This window comes from Sphingopyxis macrogoltabida (genome assembly GCF_001314325.1).
GTDB classification, from domain to species: domain Bacteria; phylum Pseudomonadota; class Alphaproteobacteria; order Sphingomonadales; family Sphingomonadaceae; genus Sphingopyxis; species Sphingopyxis macrogoltabida.
Genome location: NZ_CP009429.1, coordinates 5,059,520 through 5,083,902, shown reverse-complemented (window position 1 = coordinate 5,083,902; position 24,383 = coordinate 5,059,520). Strand labels below are relative to the sequence as shown.

Sequence of the window (24,383 nt, the reverse complement as noted above, 5' to 3'; positions counted from 1 at the left end):
GGGGAGACATGCCATGCGCCGACTGACCGCCCTGCTGCTTGCCGGCAGCCTGCCCTTCACTGCCGCCGCACAGGACGCCGCGAGCGAGGCGACGCGCACCGCGCAGGCCGAAATCGCCAAACGCCTGCCCCTCGACGACCCGCGTGATGAGGCCAATGCGACACGCGGCAAGCTCGCCGAAATCGCCGACGGCGTAATCATCGGCAAGGACGGCAAGCCGGTGTGGGACCGGCGGCCCTATGCGTTTCTGGGCGATAAGAAGGCGCCCGACACGGTGAACCCGTCGCTGTGGCGGCAGGCGCGGCTCAACGCCGTGCACGGATTGTTCGAGGTCGTCCCCGGCAAGATCTGGCAGCTGCGCGGTTACGATATTTCGGTGATGACGATCATTCGCGGCAAGACGGGATGGATCGTCGTCGACCCGTTGCTGTCCGAAGAGGCGGCCGCCGCCGGCTGGAAGCTGTTCGCCGACACCGTCGAGGCGAAATCGGGCACGCTGCCGGTCAAGGCGGTCATCTTCAGCCACAGCCACAGCGACCATTTCGGCGGCGTCGGCGGAATCGTCACCCCCGAACAGGTGAAGAAGGACAATATCCGCATCATCGCCCCGCACGGCTTTTCGGAGGAAGCAACCTCCGAAAACGTCCTCGCCGGCGGCGCGATGGGGCGGCGCGCGCTCTATATGTTCGGATCGATCCTGCCCCCCGGCCCCGCGGGGCAGGTTGATACCGGGCTGGGGCCGAAACTGTCGTCGGGCACGATCGGCTATATGGAGCCGACCGAGACCGTCGCCGCGACCGGCGGCACGCTGACCATCGACGGGCTCGCCTTCGAATTTCTCGACGCCGGCGGCACCGAGGCACCGTCGGAGTTCGTCTTCTACATCCCCGCCTATAAGGCGCTGCATACGACCGAGGTCGTCACCCACAACCTCCACAATATCCTGACCCTGCGCGGCGCGCAGGTGCGCGACGCGCTGCACTGGTCGAAAGTGATCGATGCGATGCTGCTCAAATGGGGCGGCAAGGCCGAGGTCGCGATGGCGTCGCATCACTGGCCGACGTGGGGCACGGGCGAGGTCGGCGCGCTGCTGACGAACCAGCGCGACGCCTATCGCTATGTCCACGACCGCACGCTCTTCCTCGCCAACCGCGGCGCCACCCTGCACGAGCTCGCCGACCAGACGCCCGAGGCACCGGTGCAGGCGGGCGATTTTTCGACGCGCGGCTATTATGGTACGCTCAACCACGACATGAAGGCGACCTACCAGCGCTATTTCGGCTGGTGGGACGGCAACCCCGCGAACTTCAACCCGCTGCCGCCCCAGCAAAGCGCGGCGAAATATGTCGCGCTCGCCGGCGGCGCGGACAAATTGCTCGCGGCGGGCAAGGCAGCGATCGCGGCGGGCGAATATCGCTGGGCGGCCGAGCTGCTGAACAAGCTCGTCTTTGCCGAACCCGACAACAAGGCGGCGCGCGCCGCGCTCGCCTCAGCCTATGACCAGCTCGGTTATCAGGCCGAATCGGGCGCGTGGCGCAATTATTATCTCGCCGCCGCCGCCAGCCTGCGCGGCACCGCGCTCGACAATCTGTCGGGCAACGGCCAGAGCCGCAGCTTCGTCAGCGCGATTCCGACCGGGGTCTTTTTCGATGCGCTCGCGACGCGCTTCGATGCCGCGAAGGGCGCGGCGCTGAAGGGGACGTTCCAGTTCGTCCTGCCCGACAGCAAGGAAGCGGTTTCGGTGGTCGTCGGCGGCGGGGTCGAATTCCCGCGCTACGGCGTGACCGACGCGGCGCCGACCGCGACGATCACCATCGACCGCAAGACGCTCGACGATGTGATGCTGGGGCAAGCGCAATTTCCGGCGCTGCTCCAGTCGGGGGCGATCCGCATCGACGGCGACCGCATGGCGTTCCTGTCGTGGTTCGCGCTCCACCCGCCCGCCGATCCGCGCTTCAATGTGGTTGTGCCATAGCGGCTTAACCGGATAACGGAGGATCATGACCGACCACCCCGCGCCGCCGACCGACCCCTTCGCCCCCGACGCGCTCAACGCCGCCGAAGGCCTCGACCCGGTCGACCCCGCCTATGGCCATGTCCTTCGCATCGCGACCGCGCTCAACATGGTGCCGCTGGCGATCGGCGCGAGCGTGCTCGACTATTTCGTCATGCCCGCGATCGGCGGCCCCTATGGCCTCGTCACCGCGCTCGCCTGGGTGCTGGCGGTTCTTGCGGTCGCGACCTTTCCGGCGCGGCGGGTTGCCCGCTGGGGCTTCAAGATCGGCGAGGGGCAATTGCGCGTCGCGCGCGGCTGGCTGTTCCGCACCGACACGATCGTCCCCTTCGTCCGCGTCCAGCATATCGACGTCGGCCAGGGGCCGATCGAGCGCTGGTTCGGCCTGTCGCACCTTGTCGTCCATACGTCGGGCACCCACAACAGCACCGTGACACTGCCCGGACTTCACGCCGACCTTGCCGCCGCGATGCGCGAGACGATCCGCCGCCATATCCAGACCGATTTCGCATGAGCGAAGCCGCCGCCCTCCCCGCAACCGACGGCGAGCCGCACTGGCAGCGGCTGCACCCGGCGACGCTCGCGCTGGCGATCGTCCGGCTCGGCCCGCGCAGCCTCAATTTCCTGCCCGCGGTCGCCGCGCTCGGCTTCACGGGCAACTGGGTCTATATCGTCCCGGCGATCCTCGCCTTCATCCTGCTGTCGCTCGTCGCCGCCTGGCTCCACTGGCTCCGCTTCCGTTTCGCCGTCGGCCCCGACGAGGTGGTGATCGAAAGCGGCGTCCTCTCGCGCCAGCACCGCACCATCCCCTTCGACCGCATCCAGGACGTCAGCATCGAACAGGGCCTCACTGCCCGCGCGCTGGGTATCGCCAAGGTGGGGTTCGAGACCGGCGCCGGCGGCAAGGAGAATGACGCCGATCTCGACGCCATCGCCATCGACGCCGCACAGGCGCTGCGGACGACGATCCGCGCCCACCGCAGCGACGCCGCCGCCACCGCTCCCGCCGACGCGGGCACCCCCGCCGCCGCCCCGTCCGTCGCGGCCGAGGACCGGCTGCTCTTCGCGATGGGCCTGCGCCGGCTGCTGGTCGCCGGGACGTTCAACTTCTCGCTCGCCGCGCTTGCGGTCGTCGGCGCGGGCATGCAACTCTTCGACAACCTCCTGCCCTTCGACTTCAACTTTTTCGACCCGCGCGACTGGATCGACGTCGCCGAGGATTATGGCCTCGACCAGTGGGTCATCGCGCATCGCTGGATCGCCGGGATCGGCGCGCTGCTGTCGCTGCTCTTCATCGGCTTCGTCAGCGGGATCGCGACGATGTTTTTCGCCAACTGGGATTTTCGCCTGACGCGTGAGCCGCGTGCGCTGCGCCGCACGCGGGGCCTGACGACGCGCACCGACGTCGCGGTGCCGGTGCGGCGGGTGCAGGCGGCAATCGTCATCACCGGCTGGCTGCGGCGGCGCTTCGGCTGGCGCGAACTGCGCCTGCAAAGCCTTGCCAGCGACGGCGCGACCGAAAGGGACCATCAGGTCGTCCCCTTCGGAAGGTGGAACGACATCGACCCCGTCCTCGCCGAAGTCGCGATCGCACGCCCCGGCGAGGACCAACCCTGGCAGCACAGCCACCGCGTCATCACGCTCGGCGGCCTTGTCGGCGCCGTCTTTGCCACGACGGGCGGCGTCATCGCACTGTCGCTCGGCCAGCCTGCCGGGTGGCTAGGGCCGATGGCGGGGCTGCTGATCGCCGCAGGCGCGCTGTTCGGGACGCGCTTCCACCGCTGGACCGACCTTGGCGACATGGTCGCGATCCGCCGCGGCTGGTGGAAGCCCCGGATGACCCTGTTGCCGCATGCATCGGTGCAGAGCGTCGACCTCAAGAGTGATTTCGTCCTGCGCCCGCTCGGCCTTGCGACCCTGGTGTTTGGCGTCCCCGGCGGCAGCGCGCTCGCGAGCCACGAGATTCCGGCGATCCCGCTCGACACCGCAAAGGACCTCCGCCTGCGCATCCTCGCGGCGCGCGCCCGGCAGGAGAACCCGCGATGAGCGACGCCGCGCTCGGCATCACGCGATCGATCGCGGGGCAACCCTGGCACTGGCGCCGGGCGAGCGCCGACATGGCGTCGGAAAATCTCGCCCCCGACGACCTCGTCACCCAGCTCCTCCTCGCCCGCGGCGTGCCGCGCGACGACCTCGACCGGCAACGCAGCCCGACGCTGCGCGGTTTCATGCCCGACCCGTCGCTGTTCCGCGACATGGACGCGGCGGCGGCGCGGCTTGCCGATGCGGTTGAGGCGCGCGAGGCGGTGACGATCTTCGGCGACTATGACGTCGACGGCGCGACCTCGGCGGCGCTGCTCGTCCGGTTGCTGCGCGGCCTCGGCCTGCCCGTCGGCGCCTATATCCCCGACCGCCTGATGGAAGGCTATGGCCCGTCGGGCGCCGCGCTGGTCAGGATCGGCGAGACGGGATCGAAGCTCGTCGTCACCGTCGATTGCGGCGCGCAGGCGTTCGACGCGATTTCGGAAGCGAAGGCGGCGGGGGTCGAGGTGATCGTCGTCGACCACCACCAGTGCGCGACGACGCTTCCCGAGGCGCTGGCGCTGGTCAACCCGAACCGGCTGGACGAGGAGCCCGACGCCGCGATCCACGGCAATCTCGCCGCGGTCGGCGTTGCCTTCCTGCTCGGCGCGGCGCTGCTCCGTACGCTGCGCGCGCGCGGCTATTTCACCGGCCGCGACGAGCCGGCGCTTATCGACCTGCTCGACCTCGTCGCGCTTGGCACCGTCGCCGACGTCGCGCGGCTCACCGGCTTCAACCGCGCGCTGGTGACGCAGGGGCTGAAGGTGATGGCGCGGCGCGGCAATATCGGCATGGCGGCGCTGATGGACGCGGCGCGGCTCACCAAGCCGCCGACGGCGAGCGACATGGGTTTCGCGCTCGGCCCGCGCATCAATGCCGGCGGCCGCGTCGGCAAGTCCGACCTCGGCGTCCGCCTGCTTACGACATCGGACCCGCAGGAGGCGGCCGACATCGCGCAGGAACTGGGCCGGCTGAACGAGGAGCGTCGCGCGATCGAAGCCGCGGTGCTCGACGAAGCGGTCGCCGCGAGCGTGCAGTGCGGCAACGCCCCGGTGGCGATCGTCGCCGGGCAGGGCTGGCACCCCGGGGTGATCGGTATCGTCGCCGGACGGCTCAAGGAGAAATTGCACCGCCCGGCGATCGTCATCGCGATCGACGAGGATGGCGTCGGCAAGGGATCGGGCCGTTCGATTTCGGGCGTCGACCTTGGCGCCGCCATATTGGCCGCGAAGGAGACGGGGCTGCTCGTCGCGGGCGGCGGCCATGCGATGGCGGCGGGGCTGACCGTCGCCGCCGACCGGGTCGATGCGCTCGGTGCCTTCCTCAACGACCGGCTTGCCGCCGATGTCGAACGCGCGAGCGGCGACAAGGCCTTGCTGATCGACGCCGTGCTCGCCCCGCGCGGTATCTCGCCGCTCTGGTGCGAAGCCATCGAAAGCGCGGGTCCCTATGGCGCCGGCTGGCCCGCGCCGCGCGTCGCCACCGGGCCGGTGCGCATCGTCGAGGCGGGAATCGTCGGGACCGACCATGTCCGCCTGATCGTATCGGGCGAGGACGGCGCGCGGTTCAAGGCAATCGCCTTCCGCAGCGCCGAGACCGAACTCGGCCAGGCACTGCTCCATGCACGCGGGCGTAAATTGTGGCTCGCAGGGCGCGCGAAGCGCGACGATTGGGGCAGCCGCCCCGCCGCCGAACTGCATCTGGAGGATGCCGCCTGGGCGGACGGATGACAGCGTCAGAATATTTCGTGCCAAGAACGGCACCAGCGCGCTTGACCGCGCCGGAATGCCCGTCTAATGCGCCGCTTCACCGGTTGACGGCCCCTTCGTCTAGCGGTCTAGGACGTCGCCCTTTCACGGCGAAAACACGGGTTCGAGTCCCGTAGGGGTCACCACGGCAAACCGGCGCGATTCTGCGCGCCGCCACGCCGAAAAGCGGGTTTCCATCCATATCAGCAAATGACGCCGGTGGTGCCCCGCGTCGCCCGCACATCGCCCGGCGTGCGGGTCAGCTTTCGGGCTGGCCCACCGGGATGCTGAGCGCGCTGGGGCGCGCCGAATCGTGGAACAGCCGCACCGTCACCGTCCGCGCATCGGCCATCGTCTCGTCGGCCACCGGCTTGCCGCTGTTGTAATTTCTTTGCCAGGCGACGCTCTGGTTCGCGCGGATGACCAGCCGCAGCCGGTTGCCCGCCTTGATGAGGCGCGAGACAAAGGTGAAACGGTCGAAATCATAGCGCAGGGGCGCCTTGGTATCGATCAGCTTCTCGGTCCGCAGCCCTTCGCGATAGCGCGCGCGCATCCTTGTATCGGTCAGGAACATGCTGGTGCCGTCGGGCGCGATGTCGTGGATCGACACGAGAAAGTCGGTGTCGGGCTGGTCGATCGCAATCCACGCCGCGAATTTGAACACGCCGCTGACCTCGGTGTCCTTCTCGAACGGCGCGCTCTGGTACACCAGCTTGTCCGCCGTGTCGGTGAGCAGCGCGGTCTGGTCGACGAGGTGCGACTGGGTCTGCGACAGCTCGAGCAACAGCGCACCCAGATCGCGCGGATCATAGATATAATGATCGGGTTCGTCCTTGTCCGCGGGCTTCGGCCCCAGCGTCCCGGCGCGATAGGCGCTCACCGGATTTTCGCCGGAGCCGAGATACAGCACATCATGGCGCGCCGTGACGGCACCCAGCGTATCGGCATAGCGCCACTTGTCGGCGCCCATGACATAATAGGCGACCTTCTTCTGCAGGAAATCGGGCCGCGGGCCGTCCTCCATCGTGAAGGCGAACCAGTCGGCGTGCAGCGCGAGTGCGTCGATGACGCTGCTCTCGCCGACCTTGATCCCGAAGAACTCGGCCTCGGGCTTGCGCACCTGATCGTGCCCCCACGGCCCGAGCACCAGATAATGGTCGGCCTTACCCCCGGAGAGCCGCTGCTGCCGCCGATGGAATTCGAGCGCGCCGGGCTGATCGCCGTCGAAATAGCCGCACATCGTCAGCACCGGCATCGTCAGCCCGGCGAGCTGTTCGTCGGTCGGATTGCGGCGGTCCCAATAGTCGTCCTGCGACGGATGGCTGACCCATTCGCGGAACGGACGCGACTCGATTCCGTAAAACTCGTCCATCTTCCGGAACGGCAGGCCCGATTCGATGAAACGAAGCTGCTCGGTGACCTGAAAGGCGCCGTCCTTCATCATCGTGTTGCGCTGGGTATGCCCGTCGACATGGGTCAGCCAGGGCACCGCAAAGGCATAGACGATGTTGTTGTTGATCGGGAAATCCAGCCCGACCCACGGCGACGACAGCGGTACGATGGTGGCGAGCTTTGCGCCGCCGTGGACCGCCGCCCATTGCGTATAGCCGACCCAGCTATGCCCGTTTCCGGCGACCTTGCCGTTGCAGAAGGGCTGCCTGGCGATCCAGTCGACGATATCGTGGCCGTCGTTCACCTCGCTGCCGAACGGCACAAACTCGCCCTCCGAATCGCCCCGGCCGCGCATGTCGACTGCGAGGTAAGGATAGCCCCGGGTCGAGAAATAGGCGCCCTCGGGATGGTAGAGGTCGGCCGTGTAGGGCGTGTGCGAGAAGATCGTCGGGCGCGGCTTGTCGAGCCCGCGCGGCAAATAGAGCGTCGCGCCCAGATGCACGCCGTCGCGCATCGGGATGCGGATGCGATAATTGATCTGCGGGCTGTAGACGGCCTTCGCCTCGCCCGTTGCAGCACGCGCGCCGGAGGCCGCTGCCAGCACGAGCGCCGATGCCGCCGACAGAAGATATTCACGCCGGTTCACGCTTGCTTCCCCCCAATATTCTCATTCGAGTCCGAATGCGAAATCGATGCCGCGCGCAAGCGCCGCCCAGATCGCCAGCCGGTGGCCGACCTTGTCGAAGCGCGCATATTCGACCTCATATCCCGGCCGCCCGGGCAGTGCGCGCAGCCGCTCGGCGAGTTCGTGCGCGTTGCGGACCATGCCGACGCTGTCCCACGCCGCCTGCGCCTCGGGCGACCATGCCGGCGAAGACGGGTCGGGACCGGCTTCCTTGCTGCCGACGGTGATCAGGATGCGCGGCGCCGCCTTGCCCGCGCGCACCGCGGCGGCAAATGCCGCCTCGTCCCGCAGCACCTGCCGGTTGTTCCACCAGATCGACGGGCTCGACGCGATGAATATGTCGAATGCGTCGGGTTCGACGAAGGCGGCATGGACAACCGCCATCCCGCCAAGCGAATGCCCGAACAGCACCTCCTTGTCCGCATCGACCGGCACGATATCGCGCACGAGCGGCTTCACTTCCCGTTCGATGATCTGCAGCAGGTCGTCGAGCCCGCCGGTATCGCCATCGCCTAGCGCCGGCAGCCCCATCGCGTTCAGCGCATCGAGATCGGCGCCCGGCGCAACGGGCAGCGACAGGTCGTAGAGGCGCCGGTAACTTGGCGCGACGCGCCAGTCGGGCACGCCGTCATAGGTCGGCGGCAGCGGACGCTTGGTCTTGAGGACGCTGTCGGTCCAGCTCTCGTCCTGCGGATAGCCGATGCTGACGACGACGACCGGCGTCGCCTCGGAAGCCGCGCGCACCGCCTCGGCGACGCTCGCGAAGGAGATATAGCCGTCGAAGGCATAGACCACCGCATAACCCTTCGCGGGCCGGTCCGCGAAAGGCAGTGCGATGTCGATCGTATAGCGCCCGCCGTTGATCTTCGATTTGAGCTCGATCTGCCGCGTATTGGCGATCGACACCTCGGCCGGAGGGCGGCCGGCGTCGGCCGGCCGGTCCTGTCCCGCAGCGCCGCTTGCCGGCAAGGCTGCGAGGAGGAAGGCCAGCGGGGTGGCGATCCACACGCCCCGCCGCCGCCCTCCCCCGGCCACCGCCTCAGCTCCCGGCGTTCGCCACGGCGACGACATTGTCGTTCACGTTGCGATCGATGTAGGTCAGGTAGGAATCTACTCCGGCAAAAGCTGGCTTCTGCTTGGTGACGAACCGGACCTTCTGCTCGCCCGAACGGATCGGCACGCGCTTCATCGACAGGACATTCCCGCTTCCGAAGGCAAGGTCGGCCGGGTTCGCGCTGAACACCCCGATATCGAGCGGTTCGGCAAACGGCGCCGCCTTCTCGTTGCCCTTGCCATCGGCATAGACCTTGCCGCCATAGACGGTGATAGTCGTTTCATACTGGCCGTTCGGCAGCTTGCGAACGGTCGCGCTCTTGGCCCTGAGGTCATAGAGGGTGATGCGATAGAACAGATCGTTGATCAGCTCGCGCTCGGCCGGCGTGCGCGCCATGCTCATCATCGCGTTCACATAGTCGACCGACCGGGCAAAGGGCGCAGGCTTGAAGCGATAGCGATCGATCACCGACTTCAGCGCCGCATTCACCCGCTCCTCGCCGAACCGGTCCTGCAGCAGGTACATGACCACCGAACCCTTGTAATAGTGGATATATCCCTGCTTCTTGACCAGCGCGAGCGGGCGCTCCTCGGCCTTTTCCGCACGGCGGCCGGCGAGATAGTCGTTCTGCTCGAACTGCAGGAAGCGGCGCATCCCGTCGTGACCATAGCGATGCTTCATCACCATGATCCCGCCGAATTGCGACGGCGTCTCGGTGAGGATTTCAGCCCCCTCGACGTCGCCCGGCATCACCTGGTGGAACCAGTATTGATGGCCGAACTCATGCGCGGTGACGAAGGCGAGATAATCGACATCCTTCGGATTGCGGAAGTCTCCGGTGAAGCCGAAGCGCTCCGAATAGCCGACCGTCCCCGGTGCCGAGTTGGCGGTACCCTGATAATCCGGACGTTCGATGACCCGGAAATATTTATACTGATAGGGACCCCAGTTCTTCTGATAATATTGCAGCGCATCCTTCACCACGCCGAGCATGCGGTCGACGTTCATCGGATGCTTCGGATGATAATAAACGCTGAGCTTCACGCCATCGACGTCGATCGACTTGACCGCATAGCGGCCCGACTGGATCGTGATGAAGTTGAGCGTCGGGATCGGCGAGACGAAGCGCGCGATGCGGCGGTTTCCTACCACCTTGTTCGACACTTCCTCACCCGTCACGATCAGCGTCTGGTCGGCATCGGTCGCGACCGTCACGTCGGTATTGATCCGGTCGACCCCGGCATAGCTGCGCATGACGGCGCGCTTGTCGTTTAGCGACGGCGTCGGCGTTTCGGGCGGCAGCCCGTATTTCTTGCGCAGGTTGCTGCCCTGCAGGAAATTGCCGCGGCTCATCCCCAGCGCCGGCGCGAAGCCGAGGTTGGTGAGATAGGCGCCGTTCTTCGCCGGCTGGACGTCGATTTCCCAATATTGCTTGTTGCTGGGCAACGACTTGAGCCCGTGCTGCGCCATCACGGTACGGAAGGTCAGCGTGCCGCTCGCGCCCGGCTGCAACGGCCGGTCGAAACGGTAGATCTTGTGGAGATTGTTCACATCTTCCTTGATCAGCTTCGCACCCGGGACGTTCATCGCCTCGACGTGCGCCATCGAATCCGGCACGCCCATGCGGACATGCAGCAATTCGATTGGCTTGTCGGTTTCGTTGGCAAAGCGATACTCACCGTCGAACTGGACCCAGCGCTTCGTCGGCCGCAGGTCAACGTTGAGCTTGACGTCCTTCAGGACGGGCTCGGGCTGGTCGAGATATTTGGCGTAATCCTTCTCATACTGCGCCGTATGCGCTTCCATCTCGTCTTCGTCGAAGCGCGTGTTGACGATGTTCATGTTGTAGAAGAGCAGCGCGCCGATGCCGACGGTAACGGCAAGCGCCACCGACAGATAGACGAGCGGGGCACCGCGCAGGCGCAGCGGCAGCGTCCGCCACTGACCGCCGAGCGTGACCGCGGTGCCGCGGCGCCACATCAGATGGCCGATCACGACGAGGACCGCGGCAAACGCCGTCCAGTAGCCGCTCAGCCACCAGGCGGTAGCGCCCACATAGTCGTTGCCGTTCATTTCCGACAACGGCATCGGCGCATCGCCATAGTTGATCAGCGGATGATCGAGGCCCAGCCCGGCGAAGACGATCGTCGAGATGAGGTAGAGGAGCATGAGCCCCCAGCCGACGAACTTGTTCGGGCTGACCGCCTGCGCGACGATCGCCAGCACCGACAGGTGGATGACATAGAGCGCGCTCGGAATGACGAACCACATCAGCCACTGGCCGAGTTCGACGTCGGTGACGCCGCGGACGAACTGATAGGCGACCGCCTGCAGCAGCACCGCAACCACGCTGAGCGCGATCAACACGCCGACCACACCGGCCAGCTTGGAAACGAGGAAGACCCAGTTGGGCAGCGGCGTTGCATCGACGATCTCGCTGATCCGGCGTTCGCGTTCGCGCCACACCACTTCGCCCGAGAAATAGATCGCCATGAGGAGCGTGATCAGCGTCGAGCCGCCGCGCACCGTGTCGATGATCGCATAGGTCCGCGGCCAGATCGGCACGTCGTACATGCGTCCGGCGAGCATCAGCGTCAGCATCAGGTTGATCGACCCGATCAGCGCGAGCACCCAGAAGGCGGGGCTCTTGAACACCAGCTTCATCTCGAGCCGCGTGCGCGTGGCGAGCTGATGCCAGGCGCCGCGTTCGGGTGTGTTCTCGGGCAGGCGATCGACCAGCATCGGCTTGATCGCGGCGAGCTTCTGCTGATGCGCCGCGTCGCGCTTCGCGCTGGCCTTCGACGCCCCGCGCGCGGCGAAGCTGAAGCGCCAGACGACAAAGCCGACGATCGCGACCGAGATCGCGATCCACAGCAGGCGATGGCTGGCCAGCATGCCGGTCAGTTCCAGCGCCTGCGTATTTTGCTGGATCGGCGTCAGGTACCGCACGCCGAGACCATAGGCGACCGAGCCGAACGGCTCGAAATAGGCGGCGAGCGACACGTCGGGCATTTTGCGCATCATCGCGGTGAGCGCAAAATAGGCGAACATCGAGACGATGACCGCTAGGTAACTGTAGGTGACCGAACGCGTCCAGCTCGCAACCGCAAAGAAGATCGCCGAGGTGATGAGGACATTGGGCAGCGCGATGACGAAATAGGCGAACGCATAATCCTGAAGGCGGTTCGGCCCGATCAGGTCGGGATTGACCCACGGCATATAGGTGCCGAGCCACAGCGCCAGTGGCACCGCGAGGAATGCGACCGCGGCGCCAAGGAAGGCGCCGGTGAAGCGCCCGAACAGATAGGGCAGCTTGCCGACCTTGGTCGACCGGATGATGCTGCCGAAACCGGTCTCGTCGTCGCGCACCACCACATTGCCGACGAACGCGGTCGTGACGAACATGAAGAACATCGACATGGTCAAGAGGACCTGCGCGATGCCGGTTGGCGCGTTGGTATGGATGTTGCCGCCGACGGGGCGAATCGACTCGACCGAGGTCCAACCGAGCGTCAGCAGGAAGAACATGATGGTCGCGACCCAGAAGACCGGGTTGCGAAACTGGTAGCGCAGTTCGAAGCGCGCGATCGTGGCAAACATCGGAGTGGCCCCTTAAGCGGCTTTGGCGGCGGCGGCGCGGCGCGAGCGGTTGAGCGTCGAGAGATAGACATCCTCGAGGGCGCCCTCGACCGGCACGAAGCCGTTGCCCGGATCCTTGTCCGACAGGACATGGACGATGGTGCTGCCCGACAGCAGGCGCGTCGAGATCACCTCATACGTCGCCTGCACTTCCGCGAGCCGGTCGCGTTCGATCGTCTTGGCCCAGATCGTGCCGCGGCTGCGTTCGATCAGGTCGAGCGGCGCACCCTCGACCTGGATGCGGCCGCCGGCGAGCACCGCCATGCGCGGGCACAGGTCGGCGACGTCCTCGACGATATGCGTCGACAGGATGACGACGACATTCTCGCCGATCTCGACAAGCAGGTTATAGAAACGGTTGCGCTCCTCGGGATCGAGGCCGGCGGTCGGTTCGTCGACGATGATCAGTTCGGGGTTGCCGATCAGCGCCTGCGCGATGCCGAAGCGCTGGCGCATGCCGCCCGAAAAGCCCGCGACCGCCTTGGTCCGGACATTCCACAAATTGGTCTGGTTGAGCAATGTTTCGACCGTCGCCTTGCGATCGGCGGCGTTCACGACGCCCTTCAGCGACGCCATATGATCGAGCAGGTCATAGGCCGAGACGCGCGGATAGACGCCGAAATCCTGCGGCAGGTAGCCGAGCGTCGCGCGCAGCCGACTCGGCTCGGCGAGCACGTCGATGTCGCCGAAGCGGATCGCGCCGGCGGTCGGGGTCTGCAGGGTCGCGATCGTCCGCATCAGCGACGATTTGCCCGCACCGTTCGGCCCCAACAGCCCGAACATCCCCTTGCCGATCGAGATCGTCACGCCGTCGAGGGCGCGCGTGCCGTTCGGATATACATGCTCAACACCCTGTAGATTCAGCAAGGTCTCTCTCCTGAAATACGTTCGAAGACGGGTTGACGCCGCTATAGCGCCGGGCCTATCAATTCTCCGACCAATATGGTCGGTTACCAACCAAATTGGACTGTTACAAGTTTTTTGTGAAACGGGACCGGGTCGGACGGCGATCGAAGATTGACCGGCGCGAACGCGGCCATGCTAGGAAGCGACCATGCGAAGACCGACCCGCGCCGAAATCGACGCCGAAATCCTGGATTGTGCCGCGGGCGTGTTCGGCCGCCACGGCTTCGCGCGCGCGTCGATCCAGCAGATCGCCGACGCGCTGAAATATTCCAAAGCCGGGCTGCTCCACCATTACCCCAGCAAGAAGGCGCTGTTCGATGCGGTCGTCGACCGTTACGAAAAGATGACGCGCGAGCGGATCGCCAAACTCGGCGATTTCGCGCCCGGCATCGACCGCGACCGCGCCCTCGTCGAGAATGTCGTCGACAGCACCTTCGAATTTCCCGGCATGTCGACCTTTGCCCAGCAACTGGCGCGCGAAGGCGAGCTGCTGGAAAGCGAAGGAGGGGAGCGCGATCCCCGCTTTACCGAGCTGGGGCTCGAAGTCGTGGCATCGCTGGGCGTCGATCTGGCCGATCCCGATCTCGACCGGCTGGCGCGCGCCTTCACCGCCCTGGCGGGTGCCAATTTCTCGGCGCGGCTTGCGGTGACGATGGGGCTGCAACGCGAATGGCGCGCGACGATCATCGCCGCCGCCATGGCCGCGCTGGGCCACGGCAGCCACGACGCCGCGCCCTGATCGCGGTCCGGCCGGATCTGCGCGCCCCGCGGTCATTTCATTTCCGCTCCGGCATCGGCACTTCTTCGTGCGCGGGCTTGTAGATGCGGCCATCCTGCAGCATCAGGCGGCCGTTGACGAAAGCGGTTTTGACCTTGCGCAGCGCCGCGAAATCCTCGTCGGGATTGCCGTCGACGACGATGATGTCGGCCAGCTTGCCGGGCTCGATCGTGCCGAGCCGGTCGCCCATCTTCATGATCTCGGCCCCCGTCTTGGTCGCCGCGACCAGCGCTTCGCTCTTGGTGAAGCCGATACGCGTGAACGATTCGAGTTCGTCGATATAGGAACCGGGCAGGAAGTCCGTCCCGGCCAGCGCCACGACGTCGAGCCCGATCCCCATCTTGACCCCGGCGCGGCGCATCTTGGCGACCATATTCTCGTTGACCTGCTCGTTGAGTTCGAAGCGGCGCGAGGTCGAACCGAAATAGCCGCCGCTGCCGCGCATGATGACGCGATAAGCGACCAGCGTCGGCACCGAAGCGATGCCGCGTTTCGCCATCAGCGCGACCGCGGCGTCGCTGCGCGGCAGCGGATGCTCGATCGAGTCGACGCCGGCCTTGATCGCCATGTCGATGTACTGTGTTTCGCTGTCGACCGTGACCGGCAGGCCGAGCGAATGGGCCTCGTCGACCGCGGCGGTGATTTCCGCCTGCGAATATTCGCTGGCCAGCTTGATCAGGTCAGCGCCCTTGGCGAACTGGATGCGCACCGCTTCGCGCCACTGGTCGGGGCCCGACGCGACGCGGACCATCGAATTGGGGTTCTGGTCGTGAATTTCGGGATAGCCGGGCTGAAAGGTATGCAGCGCGCCATGCCCGCCGGTCTGGGTGATCAGCTGCCCCGCCGCCATGATCCGCGGGCCGGGAAGCTGGCCTTCCGCCTGCAGCCGCTTGAGCACGAAAGGCGCGTCGCCGTGCGAAGCGACGTCGCGCACGCTCGTCACCCCCGCCTGCAGATAGACGCCCATGCGCTTGACGCCGCGCATCACCGATTCGGCGCCGCTCATGTTCGCCGACGAATAGACGCTCGCCGCGTCGGCGCCTTCCATGAAGGTCAAATGACTGTGCAGATCGATAAGGCCCGGCATCACCGTCTTGCCGGTGACGTCGTAAACGACGGCATCCGCGGGCCAGTTCTTGTCGTCGGGGCCGAGGACGGCGGTGATCGCCTTGCCCTGCACGACGATCGTTGCCGGGCGCGCCGCCTTGCCGGTGCCGTCGAACAGCCGGCCGCCGACGAGCACGAACGATCCCTTCGGCGCATTATAGTCGGCGGGAACCGGAATGCGCAGCACGTCGTCCGACGTCGGCACCGATTTGGGCAGCCACTGGTCGCGATTGTAGATCGGACGCGCTTCCGGACCATTGTCCTGCGCGATTGCGGACGGCGCGATCATGGCCGCACCCAGCAGCAACCCCGAAAGCAATGCAGCGATCTTCATCCTGGCCCCCTCTTTTCGTTCGCGTGACACCTCGCAACGCCGGCTGGCGCTTTGCGTCGATTTCAATTTGTCATCCCGGCTCTGCATGGATGTCCGCCTTTCTAAAATGAGTGACCGATGAAGCCCCAAGCAACGCAATAATGCTGGTCCAGAGGGCGAGGAAAACTAAGTGCTACGCCTTCAAGAGGCACCGCAGAAAACGCCGGGAACCGGTGTAATTAGCGGATATCAGCCAGATTCTGCTGCCTGTCCGGTCAATCGCCGACATAGACGGTCTTCATCTGCGTGTAGAAGTCGACCGCTGCGAAACCCTGTTCGCGCGGACCGTAACTCGACCCCCGCGTACCGCCGAACGGCACATGATAATCGACCCCGGCGGTCGGCAGGTTGACCATCACCATGCCCGCCCGGACGTTGCGGCGGAAATGCCGCGCCCGCGCCAGGCTGGTGGTGACGATCCCCGCCGACAGCCCGAAGTCGCCCTGGTTGGCGACCGCGAGGGCCTCGTCATAATCCTTGACCCGAACCGTCGAGACGAGCGGCCCGAATACCTCTTCGCGGTTGATCCGCATGTCGGGCGCGGTGTCGGCGATCAGCGCCGGACGCATATAATAGCCGGGGGTATCGAGGCGCAGCGCATCGCCGCCGGTGACCAGCCGGCCGCCGTCGGCGGTGGCGATGTCGATGTAGCGCAGATTCTGTTCATACTGGCTCTGGTTCGATGCCGGCCCGACCTCGGTCGCCGGATCGAGCGCGGCGCCGACGCGGAGCGCCGAGGCCCGTTCGGCGAGCGCCGCGACGAAGCGGTCGTGGACCGCATCCTCGACGATCACCCGGCTCGACGCGGTGCAGCGCTGGCCGGTCTGGAAAAAGCCGCCGTCGAGCGCGATGGCGACGGCGCGGTCGAGATTGGCGTCGGCGAGCACGACGAGCGGGTTCTTGCCGCCCATTTCGAGCTGAACGCGCGCGCCGCGCGCGACCGCCGCTTGCGCGACCTTGCCGCCGACCGCCTGCGACCCGGTGAAGGATATCGCGTCGATACCCGGATGCGCCGCGACCGCCGCGCCGACCTGCCCCTGGCCGAGGACGAGGTTGAAGACGCCCGCCGGGGCGCCGCACTCGGCGATGATCGCGGCGAGCGCATGCGCGACCGCCGGCGTGTGCTGCGCCGGTTTCAGCACCACCGTATTGCCGAAGGCGAGCGCCGGCGCCGCCTTCCATGCGGGGATCGCGATCGGGAAATTCCACGGCGTGATCAGCCCGACGACACCGACCGCCTCGCGCCACACTTCGACGTCGAGCCCCGGCCGGGTCGATTCGAGCGTGCGCCCGTGGCGGCGGAGCGCCTCGCCCGCGAAATATTTGAAGATGCGCGCGGCGCGCATCACTTCGCCGGTCGCTTCGGCGCGCGTCTTGCCTTCCTCGCGCGCGAGGAGTTCGCCAAGCTCGGCCGCGCGTGCCATCACCGTCGACCCGACCCGGTCGAGCAGGTCGGAGCGCACTTCGGGCGACGCAGCCGCCCAGCCGCCAAAGGCGCGCCGTGCCGCCGCGACCGCGGCATCGACCTCGGCGGCGCCGCCCAGCGGATAATGCGCCACGACCTCTTCGGTATTCGACGGGTTGATGCTGGCCGCCGACGCATCGCTGGCCACCCATTCTCCGTCGATCAGATGCGATAGCTTCATGACGTCTGCCCTTTCCCGATGGAAAAATTTCGTTCGCCGAGCCGCAGAAACCGGATTGGCAAGGTGTAGATTATATCGTATACGATCCTCATATGACAGGAGGTCCAGTGACAAATCAAGACAATTTGTGGCGCGGCGTTTACCCGGCCGCGACGACGCAATTTTCCGCCGATGGTTCGATCGATATCGACGCGACGCAGCGCGTGCTGACCGCGCTGGTCGACGACGGCGTGAACGGCCTCATCCTGCTCGGCACGTGCGGCGAGAATAATTCGCTCGACCCCGACGAGAAGCTCGCGGTGCTGCGCGCCGGCGTCGAGGCGGTCGGCGGGCGCGTCCCGCTGATCACCGGCGTTTCGGAATTCACGACGCATCGCGCGGCCCTCTATGCGAAAGAGGCCGAGAAGATCGGCCTCGACGCGCTGATGCTGCTTCCCGCGATGGTCTATGTCCCGACGAGCGAGGAACTCGCGACCCATTTCCGCACCGTGGCCGGGGCGACCGGGCTGCCGATCATGCTCTACAACAACCCGCCCGCGTACCGGGTCAGCGTCGATTTCGCGACGCTCGACGGTCTTCGCGACGTCGAAACGATCGTCGCGATCAAGGAAAGCGCGCCCGATCCGCGCCGCTTCACCGACGTGATCAACCGCTATGGCGACCGCTACACGGTGATGGCCGGCCTCGACGATATCGCACTCGAAGGGCTGATGCTCGGCGCCTCGGGCTGGGTGTCGGGGTTGACCAGCGCCTTCCCGCAGGAATCGGTCGCGCTGATCGCTGCCGTCGACCGCGGCGACTGGGAAGAAGCGCGCCGCATCTACCGCTGGTTCATGCCGCTGCTCCACCTCGATGCCGATCACGACCTCGTCCAGTCGATCAAGCTCGCCGAAGAGATCATGGGGCGCGGTTCCGAACGCGTGCGCCTGCCGCGCCTGCCGCTGGCCGGCCAACGCCGCGCCGACGTGATCGCGATGGTCGAGGAAGCGGCCCGCACGCGTCCTGTCGCCAAGTCGTCCGTCGCGGCCTAGGGTCCGTACTCAATTGCGGCGCCGTCGAGGTTTGAAGCAAAATGGCTCAGTGCGAGAAGAGAAGGCGAAGACATATGTCGATATTTCAAGGCTTCTCGACGAAGCAATGAGCCATTTTGATCAAATCCCTGCGGGACGCCCAAATGGCTTCCACCTCGGCCCGAAAGCCGCTGGCAAGGGCAACCAGCCCTCGTGGCGCGTCTTTCGGCCCGATATGTTCGCCATTTGGGCGCCTCGACGGCGCTGCAATTGAGTACGGACCCTGAACTGACGCCGATGCGGCACAGCTTCTTCTGTATCGACGGGCATACGGCGGGCAACCCGGTCCGGCTGGTCGCGGGCGGCGCGCCGCTGCTCCGCGGCGCGTCGATGGCGGAACGCCGGCTCGATTTCCTCGCCCGGTTCGACTGGATCCGGACCGGGCTGTGTTTCGAGCCGCGCGGGCACGACATGATGTCGGGCGGCTTCCTGTACCCGCCGTGCGGCGACGCCGACGCCGCGATCCTGTTCATCGAAACGAGCGGCTGCCTGCCGATGTGCGGGCATGGCACGATCGGCATGATCACCTTCGGGCTCGAGCATGGGCTGATCACCCCGCGCGAACCGGGGCGGCTGGTCGTCGAGGTTCCCGCGGGGACGATCGACATCACCTACGAAGCCGAAGGCGATCGCGTCCGGTCGGTCCGCATCCGCAACGTCCCCGCCTATGTCGCGGCGCGCGGGATCGAGATCGACGTCCCGGATTTCGGACCGCTGACCATCGATGTCGCCTATGGCGGCAATTATTATGCGATCGTCGAACCGCAGGGGGCCTACACCGGCCTCGACGACCTCGGCGCCGCACGCATCGTCGAACTCAGCCGTACGATCCGCGCGATGATCCGCGACATCTACGAACCCGTTCATCCGCTCGAGCCGAGCATCCGCGGCGTCACCCACCTGCTGTGGGCCGACCGGCCCAAGGGCGAGGGCGCCGACGGGCGCAACGCGGTCTTCTATGGCGAGCGCGCGATCGACCGCAGCCCGTGCGGTACCGGCACCTCGGCGCGGCTCGCGCATCTCGTCGCGACCGGACGGCTGAACGTCGGCGACCGCTTCGTCCACGAAAGCTATATCGGCAGCCGCTTCATCGGCCGCGTCGAGGCGACGGCGAAGATCGGCAACATCGACGGCATCATTCCCTCGATCGAGGGATCGGCGATCGCGACCGGCCTCAACACGATCTGGATCGACCGCGAGGACCCGTTCTGGGCCGGCTTCACCGTCGTGTGACACAGCGCCACGCCCCAATTCCGGCGAGCGCCATCGTTATCGGCAACGGCGTCGTCGGGCTCGCCAGCGCGATCGCGCTCCAGCGGCGCGGCGTCGCGACGACGCTCGTCGCGCCCGGCGGTCCCTGGCGCGGCGCGTCGTGGGGCAACGCCGGCCATATCGCGGTCGAGCAGGTCGAACCGCTCGCCTCGCCCGCGACGCTGCGCAGCTTCCCGCGGCGGCTCTTTCTCAGCGGCGGTCCGGTCGGCCTGCCGCCGCGCGCGATGGTAACATGGCTGCCGTTCGCGCTCCGGCTCGCCCGCGCAAGCACTCCGGCCCGTTTCGCGCATGGCAAGGCAGCGCTTTCCGCCATCCTCGCCGACGCCTTGCCGGCGTGGCGGCGCTTGCTCGCCGATGCCGGGACGCCCGCGCTGCTGCGCGAGGACGGGCATGTCGTGGTGTGGGAAAGCGCCGCGAGCGCCGCCGCCGGGCTCGCCCACTGGCAAGCGGCCGATACCGGCACCGCGCGGTTCGATAGCGTCCCGCCGAACGAGCTGGCCGAACTGCAACGGCTGACGCGCGTGCCGCTCGCCGGCGCGATCCGGTTCGCGGGCAGCGGACAGATCGCCGATCCGGCGGCGCTCGGCGAGACGCTCCATGCCCGCTTTCGCGCGCTCGGCGGACGCGAACGCCGCGCCCGCGCGGTCGGCGTTGCCGGCACGGCGGGTGCGAACGTGACGCTCGACGACGGCACAACGCTGACCGCCAGCCTCGCGCTCGTCGCCGCCGGCGCCGCGTCCGCGCCGCTGCTCAAGCCGCTCGGGTATAAGGTGCCGCTGATCGCCGAGCGCGGCTATCATATCGAAAGCACCGCGACCGGCTGGCCGGTCGACATGCCGCCGGTGGTGTTCGAGGACCGCTCGATGATCGTCACCCGCTTTGCGCACGGCCTCCGTGCCGCGAGCTTCGTCGAATTCGCACGCGCGGAAGATCCGCCCGACCCGCGCAAATGGGCCCGGCTGCGCGCGCATGTCGCAGCGCTCGGCCTCGATTTCGGCGAACCGGCAAGCGAATGGATCGGCGCGCGCCCGACGCTGCCCGACTATCTTCCGGCGATCGGCCGTCTCCCCGAACAGCCTACCGTCGCTTATGCCTTCGGTCATCAGCATCTCGGGCTGACGCTCGCAGCGGTGACCGGCGAAGCGGTTGCCGCGCTTATCGATGGCGAGCCTGCCCCCATCGATCTCGCGCCCTTCGACCTCGGACGCTTCACATGAGTTGCGCTCGCGCCCGCTGTGAGGCAGAGACTGAGGCCGTCTCATGCTGCGGGCAAGTGAAACTAAATCGATGACCAATCTTATCGTCCGCAACCTCGCCGACCAGCTCGTCGACCTCGTTCGCGACCGGATTCTCAACGGCACGATTCCGGCCGATCAGGCGATCCGGCAGGATACGCTCGCCGCCGAACTGGGGATCAGCAAGATCCCGCTGCGCGAGGCGCTGACCCGGCTCGAACAGGAAGGGCTGGTGCGCAGCCAGGCCAACCGCGGCTATTTCGTCCGGGCGCTCAGCGCGACCGAAGCAGAGGAGGTCTATGCGCTGCGCCTCAAGCTCGAGCCCGAACTGGTCGCGCTGGCCGCGGCGCGCGCCAGCGATGCCGAACGGCAGCATGCGATCGCGGTCCACGACGAACTCGACAAGGTGACGGACGCGCATGGCGACGGCGTCGGGCGGTTCAACCGCGCCTTCCACCTCGCGTTGATCCAGCCGGCGAACCAGCCGATCACCACCCACATGCTCGAACGGCTGCACGTGCTCGGCGAGCGTTATGTCCGCAAGCATCTCGAACCGCTCGGGCGCGACCAGCGGGCCAATGAGGAGCATCAGGCGATCCTTGGACACTGGCTGGACCGCGACGGCGATGCCGTCGCCAGGGCGACGGCCGCGCATATCCAGACGACGATCGACGATCTGCGGCGTCAGTTTTCCGCCGACCGGATCGACTGACCGCGCGGCGCCGGCGGGTCAGCCCCCGGTGTCGAGCAGCGCCAGAATATCGCGGTGCAGGGCGGACGGGATGCGCACCCCCTCCTCCATGCTGACCGCCCGGTTGGCGTGGCGGCGCGCACCCGGCAACCTCGCCCCCTGCGCCGCCATTGCCCCGAACAATGTTTCGGCGCGGGCCAGATGCTCCGCCGCCGCCGGACCCAGAAAGCCGGCGGGATCGATCGCCACGATCAACTCGCCGCCATAGGGCGACGCGCCGGCGCCGGCATCCCACGCCATCGACTCGGCGCTCGTCAGGTCGCCGATCAGCGGCCCGGCGATCAGTTCGACCATGATCGACAGCGCCGACCCCTTGTGGCCGCCCCACGTCAGCATCGCGCCGTCGAGCGCCGCCTGCGCGTCGGTGGTCGGCTGTCCGTCGGCGTCGAGTCCCCAGCCGGCGGGGATCGGCTTGCCCGCGCGGCGATGCAGTTCGATCTCGCCGCGCGCCGCCGCGCTGGTGGCAAAGTCGAAGACGAAGGGAGACCCGCCGGGACGCGGCCAGCCAAAGGCGATCGGATTGGTCCCCAGCAGCGGACGATGACCTCCGGCGGGGGCGACCCAGGCGTGGCTTGGAGTCGTCGCCAGCGCGACCAGCCCCTCGGCAACCACCATCTCCACCTCGGGCCACAGCGCCGCGAAATGGATGCAGCGGTTGACCGCAAGCGCGGCAATACCGTTCGTCCGCGCGCTGTCGACCAGCACCGGCAACGCACGCTCGATCGCAAGCTGCGCGAAGGCGCCGCCGGCGTCGGCTTTCACGAGGGCAGGCGCCGGGCGGGTTATGATGGGCTCGATCGCCGGATCGACCTTTCCCGTCCGCAGCGTATTCACCGCGACGAGCAGCCGGTATACGCCGTGACTGGCAGAGCCATCGCGTTCGCCCGCAACGATCGTCCGCGCCACCGCATCGACATGGTCGCCGCTCAATCCGTGCTGCGTCAGCACTCGCCGGGCCAGCCTGTCGACCTCGCCCAGCGTCATCGTCACCGTGCCGTTTTCCATCCTTGCGGTCCTCATTTTTGAACTTGCGCCATTTCGTATACTGTTTACAAGTTTGGAGGAAGCTAAGTTTTGCGCCAGTTTCCGATCGCAACCTTTGCACCGTCCGGGTGCGAGGTCAGCCGGAAACCGCAGGAGAAGATGAATATGGCAGGGGGATGGCTGGGGCCGCGCAAGCCGATCGGCGGTGCGCACGACGCGGCCCATGGGTTGCGCAAGACGCTGAGCTGGCCGCATCTGGTCGCGCTCGGCGTCGGGGCGATCGTCGGCACCGGCATTTATACGCTGACCGGCGTCGGCGCCGACCGCGCCGGCCCGGCGGTGATCGTCGCTTTCGCGATCGCCGGCGCGGTATGCGCCTTTGCCGCGCTGGCCTATGCCGAAATGGCCACGCTGATCCCGACCGCGGGCGGCGCCTATGCCTATACCTATTCGGTGCTCGGCGAGACGCTGGCGTGGATCGTGGGGTGGAGCCTGATCCTCGAATATTCGCTTGCCTGCTCGACGGTGGCGGTCGGCTGGTCGGCCTATCTCGTCGGCTGGATCCAGTCGCTCGGGGTCGATCTGCCCGCGCAATTGCTGGCGGGACCGCATGCCGGCGGCATCATCAACCTGCCCGCGGTGCTCGTCGCACTGGCGATCGCCGGCATGCTGATCGCCGGGACGCGCGAAAGCGCGACCTTCAACATCATCCTCGTCGCGATCAAGCTCACCGCGCTGACCGCTTTCGTCGTGCTGGCGCTGCCATTCTTCGACGCGGACAAGATGACGCCATTCATGCCCTACGGGTTCGGCAGCCATGTCGAGGGAGGCACGACGCGCGGGGTGATGGCGGCGGCGGCGATCGTCTTCTTCGCCTTCTACGGCTTCGATGCCGTGGCGACCTCGGCCGAAGAGGCCAAAAACCCCGGGCGCGACCTCACCATCGGCATCCTCGGATCGATGGCGATCTGCACGCTCATCTATATGCTCGTCGCGATCAGCGCGATCGGTTCGGTGTCGTACATCGATCTCGGCAAGTCGAGCGAGCCGCTCGCCTTCGTCCTCCGCACGCTCGGGCATCCGGGCGCGGCCTGGGCCATCGGGCTCGCGGCGCTGATCGCGCTGCCGTCGGTGATTCTTGTGATGATGTACGGGCAAAGCCGCATCTTCTTCGTCATGGCGCGCGACGGCCTGCTGCCGCGCTTCCTCAGCAAGATTTCGCCGCGCAGCGGCGCGCCGACGACGATCACCCTCGTCACCGGCGTGTTCGTGGCGCTCGTCGCGGGCTTTTTCCGCCTCGACGAGATCGCCGAACTGGCCAATGCAGGGACGCTCGTCGCCTTCATCGCGGTCGCGGTGTGCATGATGGTGCTGCGCCGCCGCGATCCCGACCTGCCGCGCGTGTTCCGCTGTCCGAAACCCTATCTCGTCGGCACGCTCGCGGTGCTGGGCTGCCTCTATCTGCTGGCCAGCCTGCCCACCCACACGCTGACCCGCTTTGCGATGTGGAACGTCATCGGCGTGGCCTTCTACCTCGCCTACGGCCGCGCCCGCAGCGTCGCGGCGCGGAACGAGGCGGCGGCCGGGTAACGCCTCGCCCTTGCTTGCCGGACGCAAGCGGGATAAAGGCGCTCTCCGGCCACGCCA

At 67.0% G+C, this 24,383-nt stretch carries 17 protein-coding genes and 1 tRNA gene; 11 read left to right on the top strand and 7 right to left on the bottom strand.

Annotated features, from left to right (window positions below):
* Positions 1–13: 13 nt before the first annotated feature.
* The 5 genes from LH19_RS24525 to LH19_RS24510 all read left to right on the top strand — a co-directional run bounded on the left by LH19_RS24525 (position 14) and on the right by LH19_RS24510 (position 5,990).
* Positions 14–1,975, top strand: a complete 1,962-nt coding sequence (locus LH19_RS24525; RefSeq protein WP_054732515.1) for an alkyl/aryl-sulfatase — start codon at positions 14–16, stop codon at positions 1,973–1,975.
* A 25-nt stretch (positions 1,976–2,000) separates the two neighbouring features.
* Entirely contained in the window at positions 2,001–2,528 is a 528-nt protein-coding gene (locus tag LH19_RS29555) for a PH domain-containing protein (protein WP_234716030.1), read from the top strand.
* Positions 2,525–4,060: a PH domain-containing protein gene (locus LH19_RS24520; RefSeq protein ID WP_234716029.1), complete on the top strand. Its 1,536-nt coding sequence runs from the start codon at positions 2,525–2,527 to the stop codon at positions 4,058–4,060. Before LH19_RS29555 ends, LH19_RS24520 begins: the two co-directional genes overlap by 4 nt.
* The gene (recJ, locus tag LH19_RS24515) at positions 4,057–5,826 is read left to right on the top strand and encodes a single-stranded-DNA-specific exonuclease RecJ (protein ID WP_054732507.1); all 1,770 of its coding nucleotides are present in this window, start codon (positions 4,057–4,059) and stop codon (positions 5,824–5,826) included. Before LH19_RS24520 ends, recJ begins: the two co-directional genes overlap by 4 nt.
* An 88-nt stretch (positions 5,827–5,914) precedes the next feature.
* A tRNA-Glu gene (locus LH19_RS24510) sits at positions 5,915–5,990 on the top strand.
* Between the two features lie 113 nt (positions 5,991–6,103).
* Here the strand turns inward: LH19_RS24510 and LH19_RS24505 are convergent.
* From LH19_RS24505 to LH19_RS24490, 4 genes are read right to left on the bottom strand one after another with little or no spacing between them, the layout of a single operon-like run.
* A complete protein-coding gene (locus LH19_RS24505; protein WP_054732503.1) occupies positions 6,104–7,882 on the bottom strand; it encodes a CocE/NonD family hydrolase in 1,779 nt (592 codons plus the stop codon).
* Between the two features lie 21 nt (positions 7,883–7,903).
* Entirely contained in the window at positions 7,904–8,929 is a 1,026-nt protein-coding gene (locus LH19_RS24500) for an alpha/beta hydrolase (RefSeq protein ID WP_158514479.1), read from the bottom strand.
* 31 nt (positions 8,930–8,960) lie between these two features.
* Positions 8,961–12,575, bottom strand: a complete 3,615-nt coding sequence (locus LH19_RS24495) for an ABC transporter permease/M1 family aminopeptidase (protein WP_054732497.1) — start codon at positions 12,573–12,575, stop codon at positions 8,961–8,963.
* A gap of 12 nt (positions 12,576–12,587) precedes the next feature.
* Positions 12,588–13,481, bottom strand: a complete 894-nt coding sequence (locus LH19_RS24490; RefSeq protein ID WP_054732495.1) for an ABC transporter ATP-binding protein — start codon at positions 13,479–13,481, stop codon at positions 12,588–12,590.
* A 187-nt stretch (positions 13,482–13,668) separates the two neighbouring features.
* Between LH19_RS24490 and LH19_RS24485 the strand changes: the two genes are divergently transcribed.
* A complete protein-coding gene (locus tag LH19_RS24485; RefSeq protein ID WP_054732492.1) occupies positions 13,669–14,259 on the top strand; it encodes a TetR/AcrR family transcriptional regulator in 591 nt (196 codons plus the stop codon).
* Positions 14,260–14,296: 37 nt separating this feature from the next.
* On the opposite strand, the gene LH19_RS24480 is transcribed toward LH19_RS24485, so the two are convergent.
* Together LH19_RS24480 and LH19_RS24475 are read right to left on the bottom strand one after the other, a co-directional pair.
* Positions 14,297–15,739 (bottom strand): amidohydrolase family protein, encoded by a 1,443-nt coding sequence (locus LH19_RS24480; protein WP_054732489.1) that lies wholly within the window; start codon positions 15,737–15,739, stop codon positions 14,297–14,299.
* Between the two features lie 254 nt (positions 15,740–15,993).
* Complete coding sequence (locus LH19_RS24475) at positions 15,994–17,424, bottom strand: aldehyde dehydrogenase family protein (protein ID WP_054732486.1); 1,431 nt, start codon at positions 17,422–17,424, stop codon at positions 15,994–15,996.
* A gap of 107 nt (positions 17,425–17,531) precedes the next feature.
* On the opposite strand from LH19_RS24475, the gene LH19_RS24470 reads away from it, so the two are divergent.
* From LH19_RS24470 to LH19_RS24455, 4 genes are all read left to right on the top strand, one after another.
* On the top strand, positions 17,532–18,455 hold the full coding sequence (locus LH19_RS24470; RefSeq protein WP_234716028.1) for a dihydrodipicolinate synthase family protein: 924 nt from the start codon (positions 17,532–17,534) through the stop codon (positions 18,453–18,455).
* A gap of 276 nt (positions 18,456–18,731) precedes the next feature.
* Positions 18,732–19,727: a 4-hydroxyproline epimerase gene (locus LH19_RS24465; RefSeq protein ID WP_054734299.1), complete on the top strand. Its 996-nt coding sequence runs from the start codon at positions 18,732–18,734 to the stop codon at positions 19,725–19,727.
* Positions 19,724–20,983 (top strand): NAD(P)/FAD-dependent oxidoreductase, encoded by a 1,260-nt coding sequence (locus LH19_RS24460; protein WP_234716027.1) that lies wholly within the window; start codon positions 19,724–19,726, stop codon positions 20,981–20,983. The genes LH19_RS24465 and LH19_RS24460 overlap by 4 nt, the downstream gene beginning before the upstream one ends.
* 70 nt (positions 20,984–21,053) lie before the next feature.
* Entirely contained in the window at positions 21,054–21,713 is a 660-nt protein-coding gene (locus LH19_RS24455) for a GntR family transcriptional regulator (RefSeq protein ID WP_054732481.1), read from the top strand.
* Positions 21,714–21,731: 18 nt separating this feature from the next.
* Here the strand turns inward: LH19_RS24455 and LH19_RS24450 are convergent, their stop codons facing one another.
* The gene (locus LH19_RS24450) at positions 21,732–22,757 is read right to left on the bottom strand and encodes an Ldh family oxidoreductase (RefSeq protein WP_145923592.1); all 1,026 of its coding nucleotides are present in this window, start codon (positions 22,755–22,757) and stop codon (positions 21,732–21,734) included.
* Positions 22,758–22,901: 144 nt separating this feature from the next.
* Between LH19_RS24450 and LH19_RS24445 the strand changes: the two genes are divergently transcribed.
* Positions 22,902–24,326, top strand: coding sequence for an amino acid permease (locus LH19_RS24445; protein WP_054734291.1), 1,425 nt, complete (start codon positions 22,902–22,904; stop codon positions 24,324–24,326).
* The last annotated feature ends 57 nt before the right edge of the window (positions 24,327–24,383 follow it).

What these genes read in the sequence shown, in the direction of transcription:
- LH19_RS29555 (WP_234716030.1), top strand. Translation starts at nt 2,001, where the DNA reads ATGACCGACCACCCCGCGCCGCCGACCGACCCCTTCGCCCCCGACGCG.
- LH19_RS24455 (WP_054732481.1), top strand. Translation starts at nt 21,054, where the DNA reads ATGACCAATCTTATCGTCCGCAACCTCGCCGACCAGCTCGTCGACCTC.
- LH19_RS24480 (WP_054732489.1), bottom strand. Translation starts at nt 15,739, where the DNA reads ATGAAGATCGCTGCATTGCTTTCGGGGTTGCTGCTGGGTGCGGCCATG.
- LH19_RS24450 (WP_145923592.1), bottom strand. Translation starts at nt 22,757, where the DNA reads ATGGAAAACGGCACGGTGACGATGACGCTGGGCGAGGTCGACAGGCTG.
- LH19_RS24475 (WP_054732486.1), bottom strand. Translation starts at nt 17,424, where the DNA reads ATGAAGCTATCGCATCTGATCGACGGAGAATGGGTGGCCAGCGATGCG.
- LH19_RS24485 (WP_054732492.1), top strand. Translation starts at nt 13,669, where the DNA reads ATGCGAAGACCGACCCGCGCCGAAATCGACGCCGAAATCCTGGATTGT.
- LH19_RS24520 (WP_234716029.1), top strand. Translation starts at nt 2,525, where the DNA reads ATGAGCGAAGCCGCCGCCCTCCCCGCAACCGACGGCGAGCCGCACTGG.
- LH19_RS24445 (WP_054734291.1), top strand. Translation starts at nt 22,902, where the DNA reads ATGGCAGGGGGATGGCTGGGGCCGCGCAAGCCGATCGGCGGTGCGCAC.
- LH19_RS24525 (WP_054732515.1), top strand. Translation starts at nt 14, where the DNA reads ATGCGCCGACTGACCGCCCTGCTGCTTGCCGGCAGCCTGCCCTTCACT.
- LH19_RS24465 (WP_054734299.1), top strand. Translation starts at nt 18,732, where the DNA reads ATGCGGCACAGCTTCTTCTGTATCGACGGGCATACGGCGGGCAACCCG.
- recJ (WP_054732507.1), top strand. Translation starts at nt 4,057, where the DNA reads ATGAGCGACGCCGCGCTCGGCATCACGCGATCGATCGCGGGGCAACCC.
- LH19_RS24495 (WP_054732497.1), bottom strand. Translation starts at nt 12,575, where the DNA reads ATGTTTGCCACGATCGCGCGCTTCGAACTGCGCTACCAGTTTCGCAAC.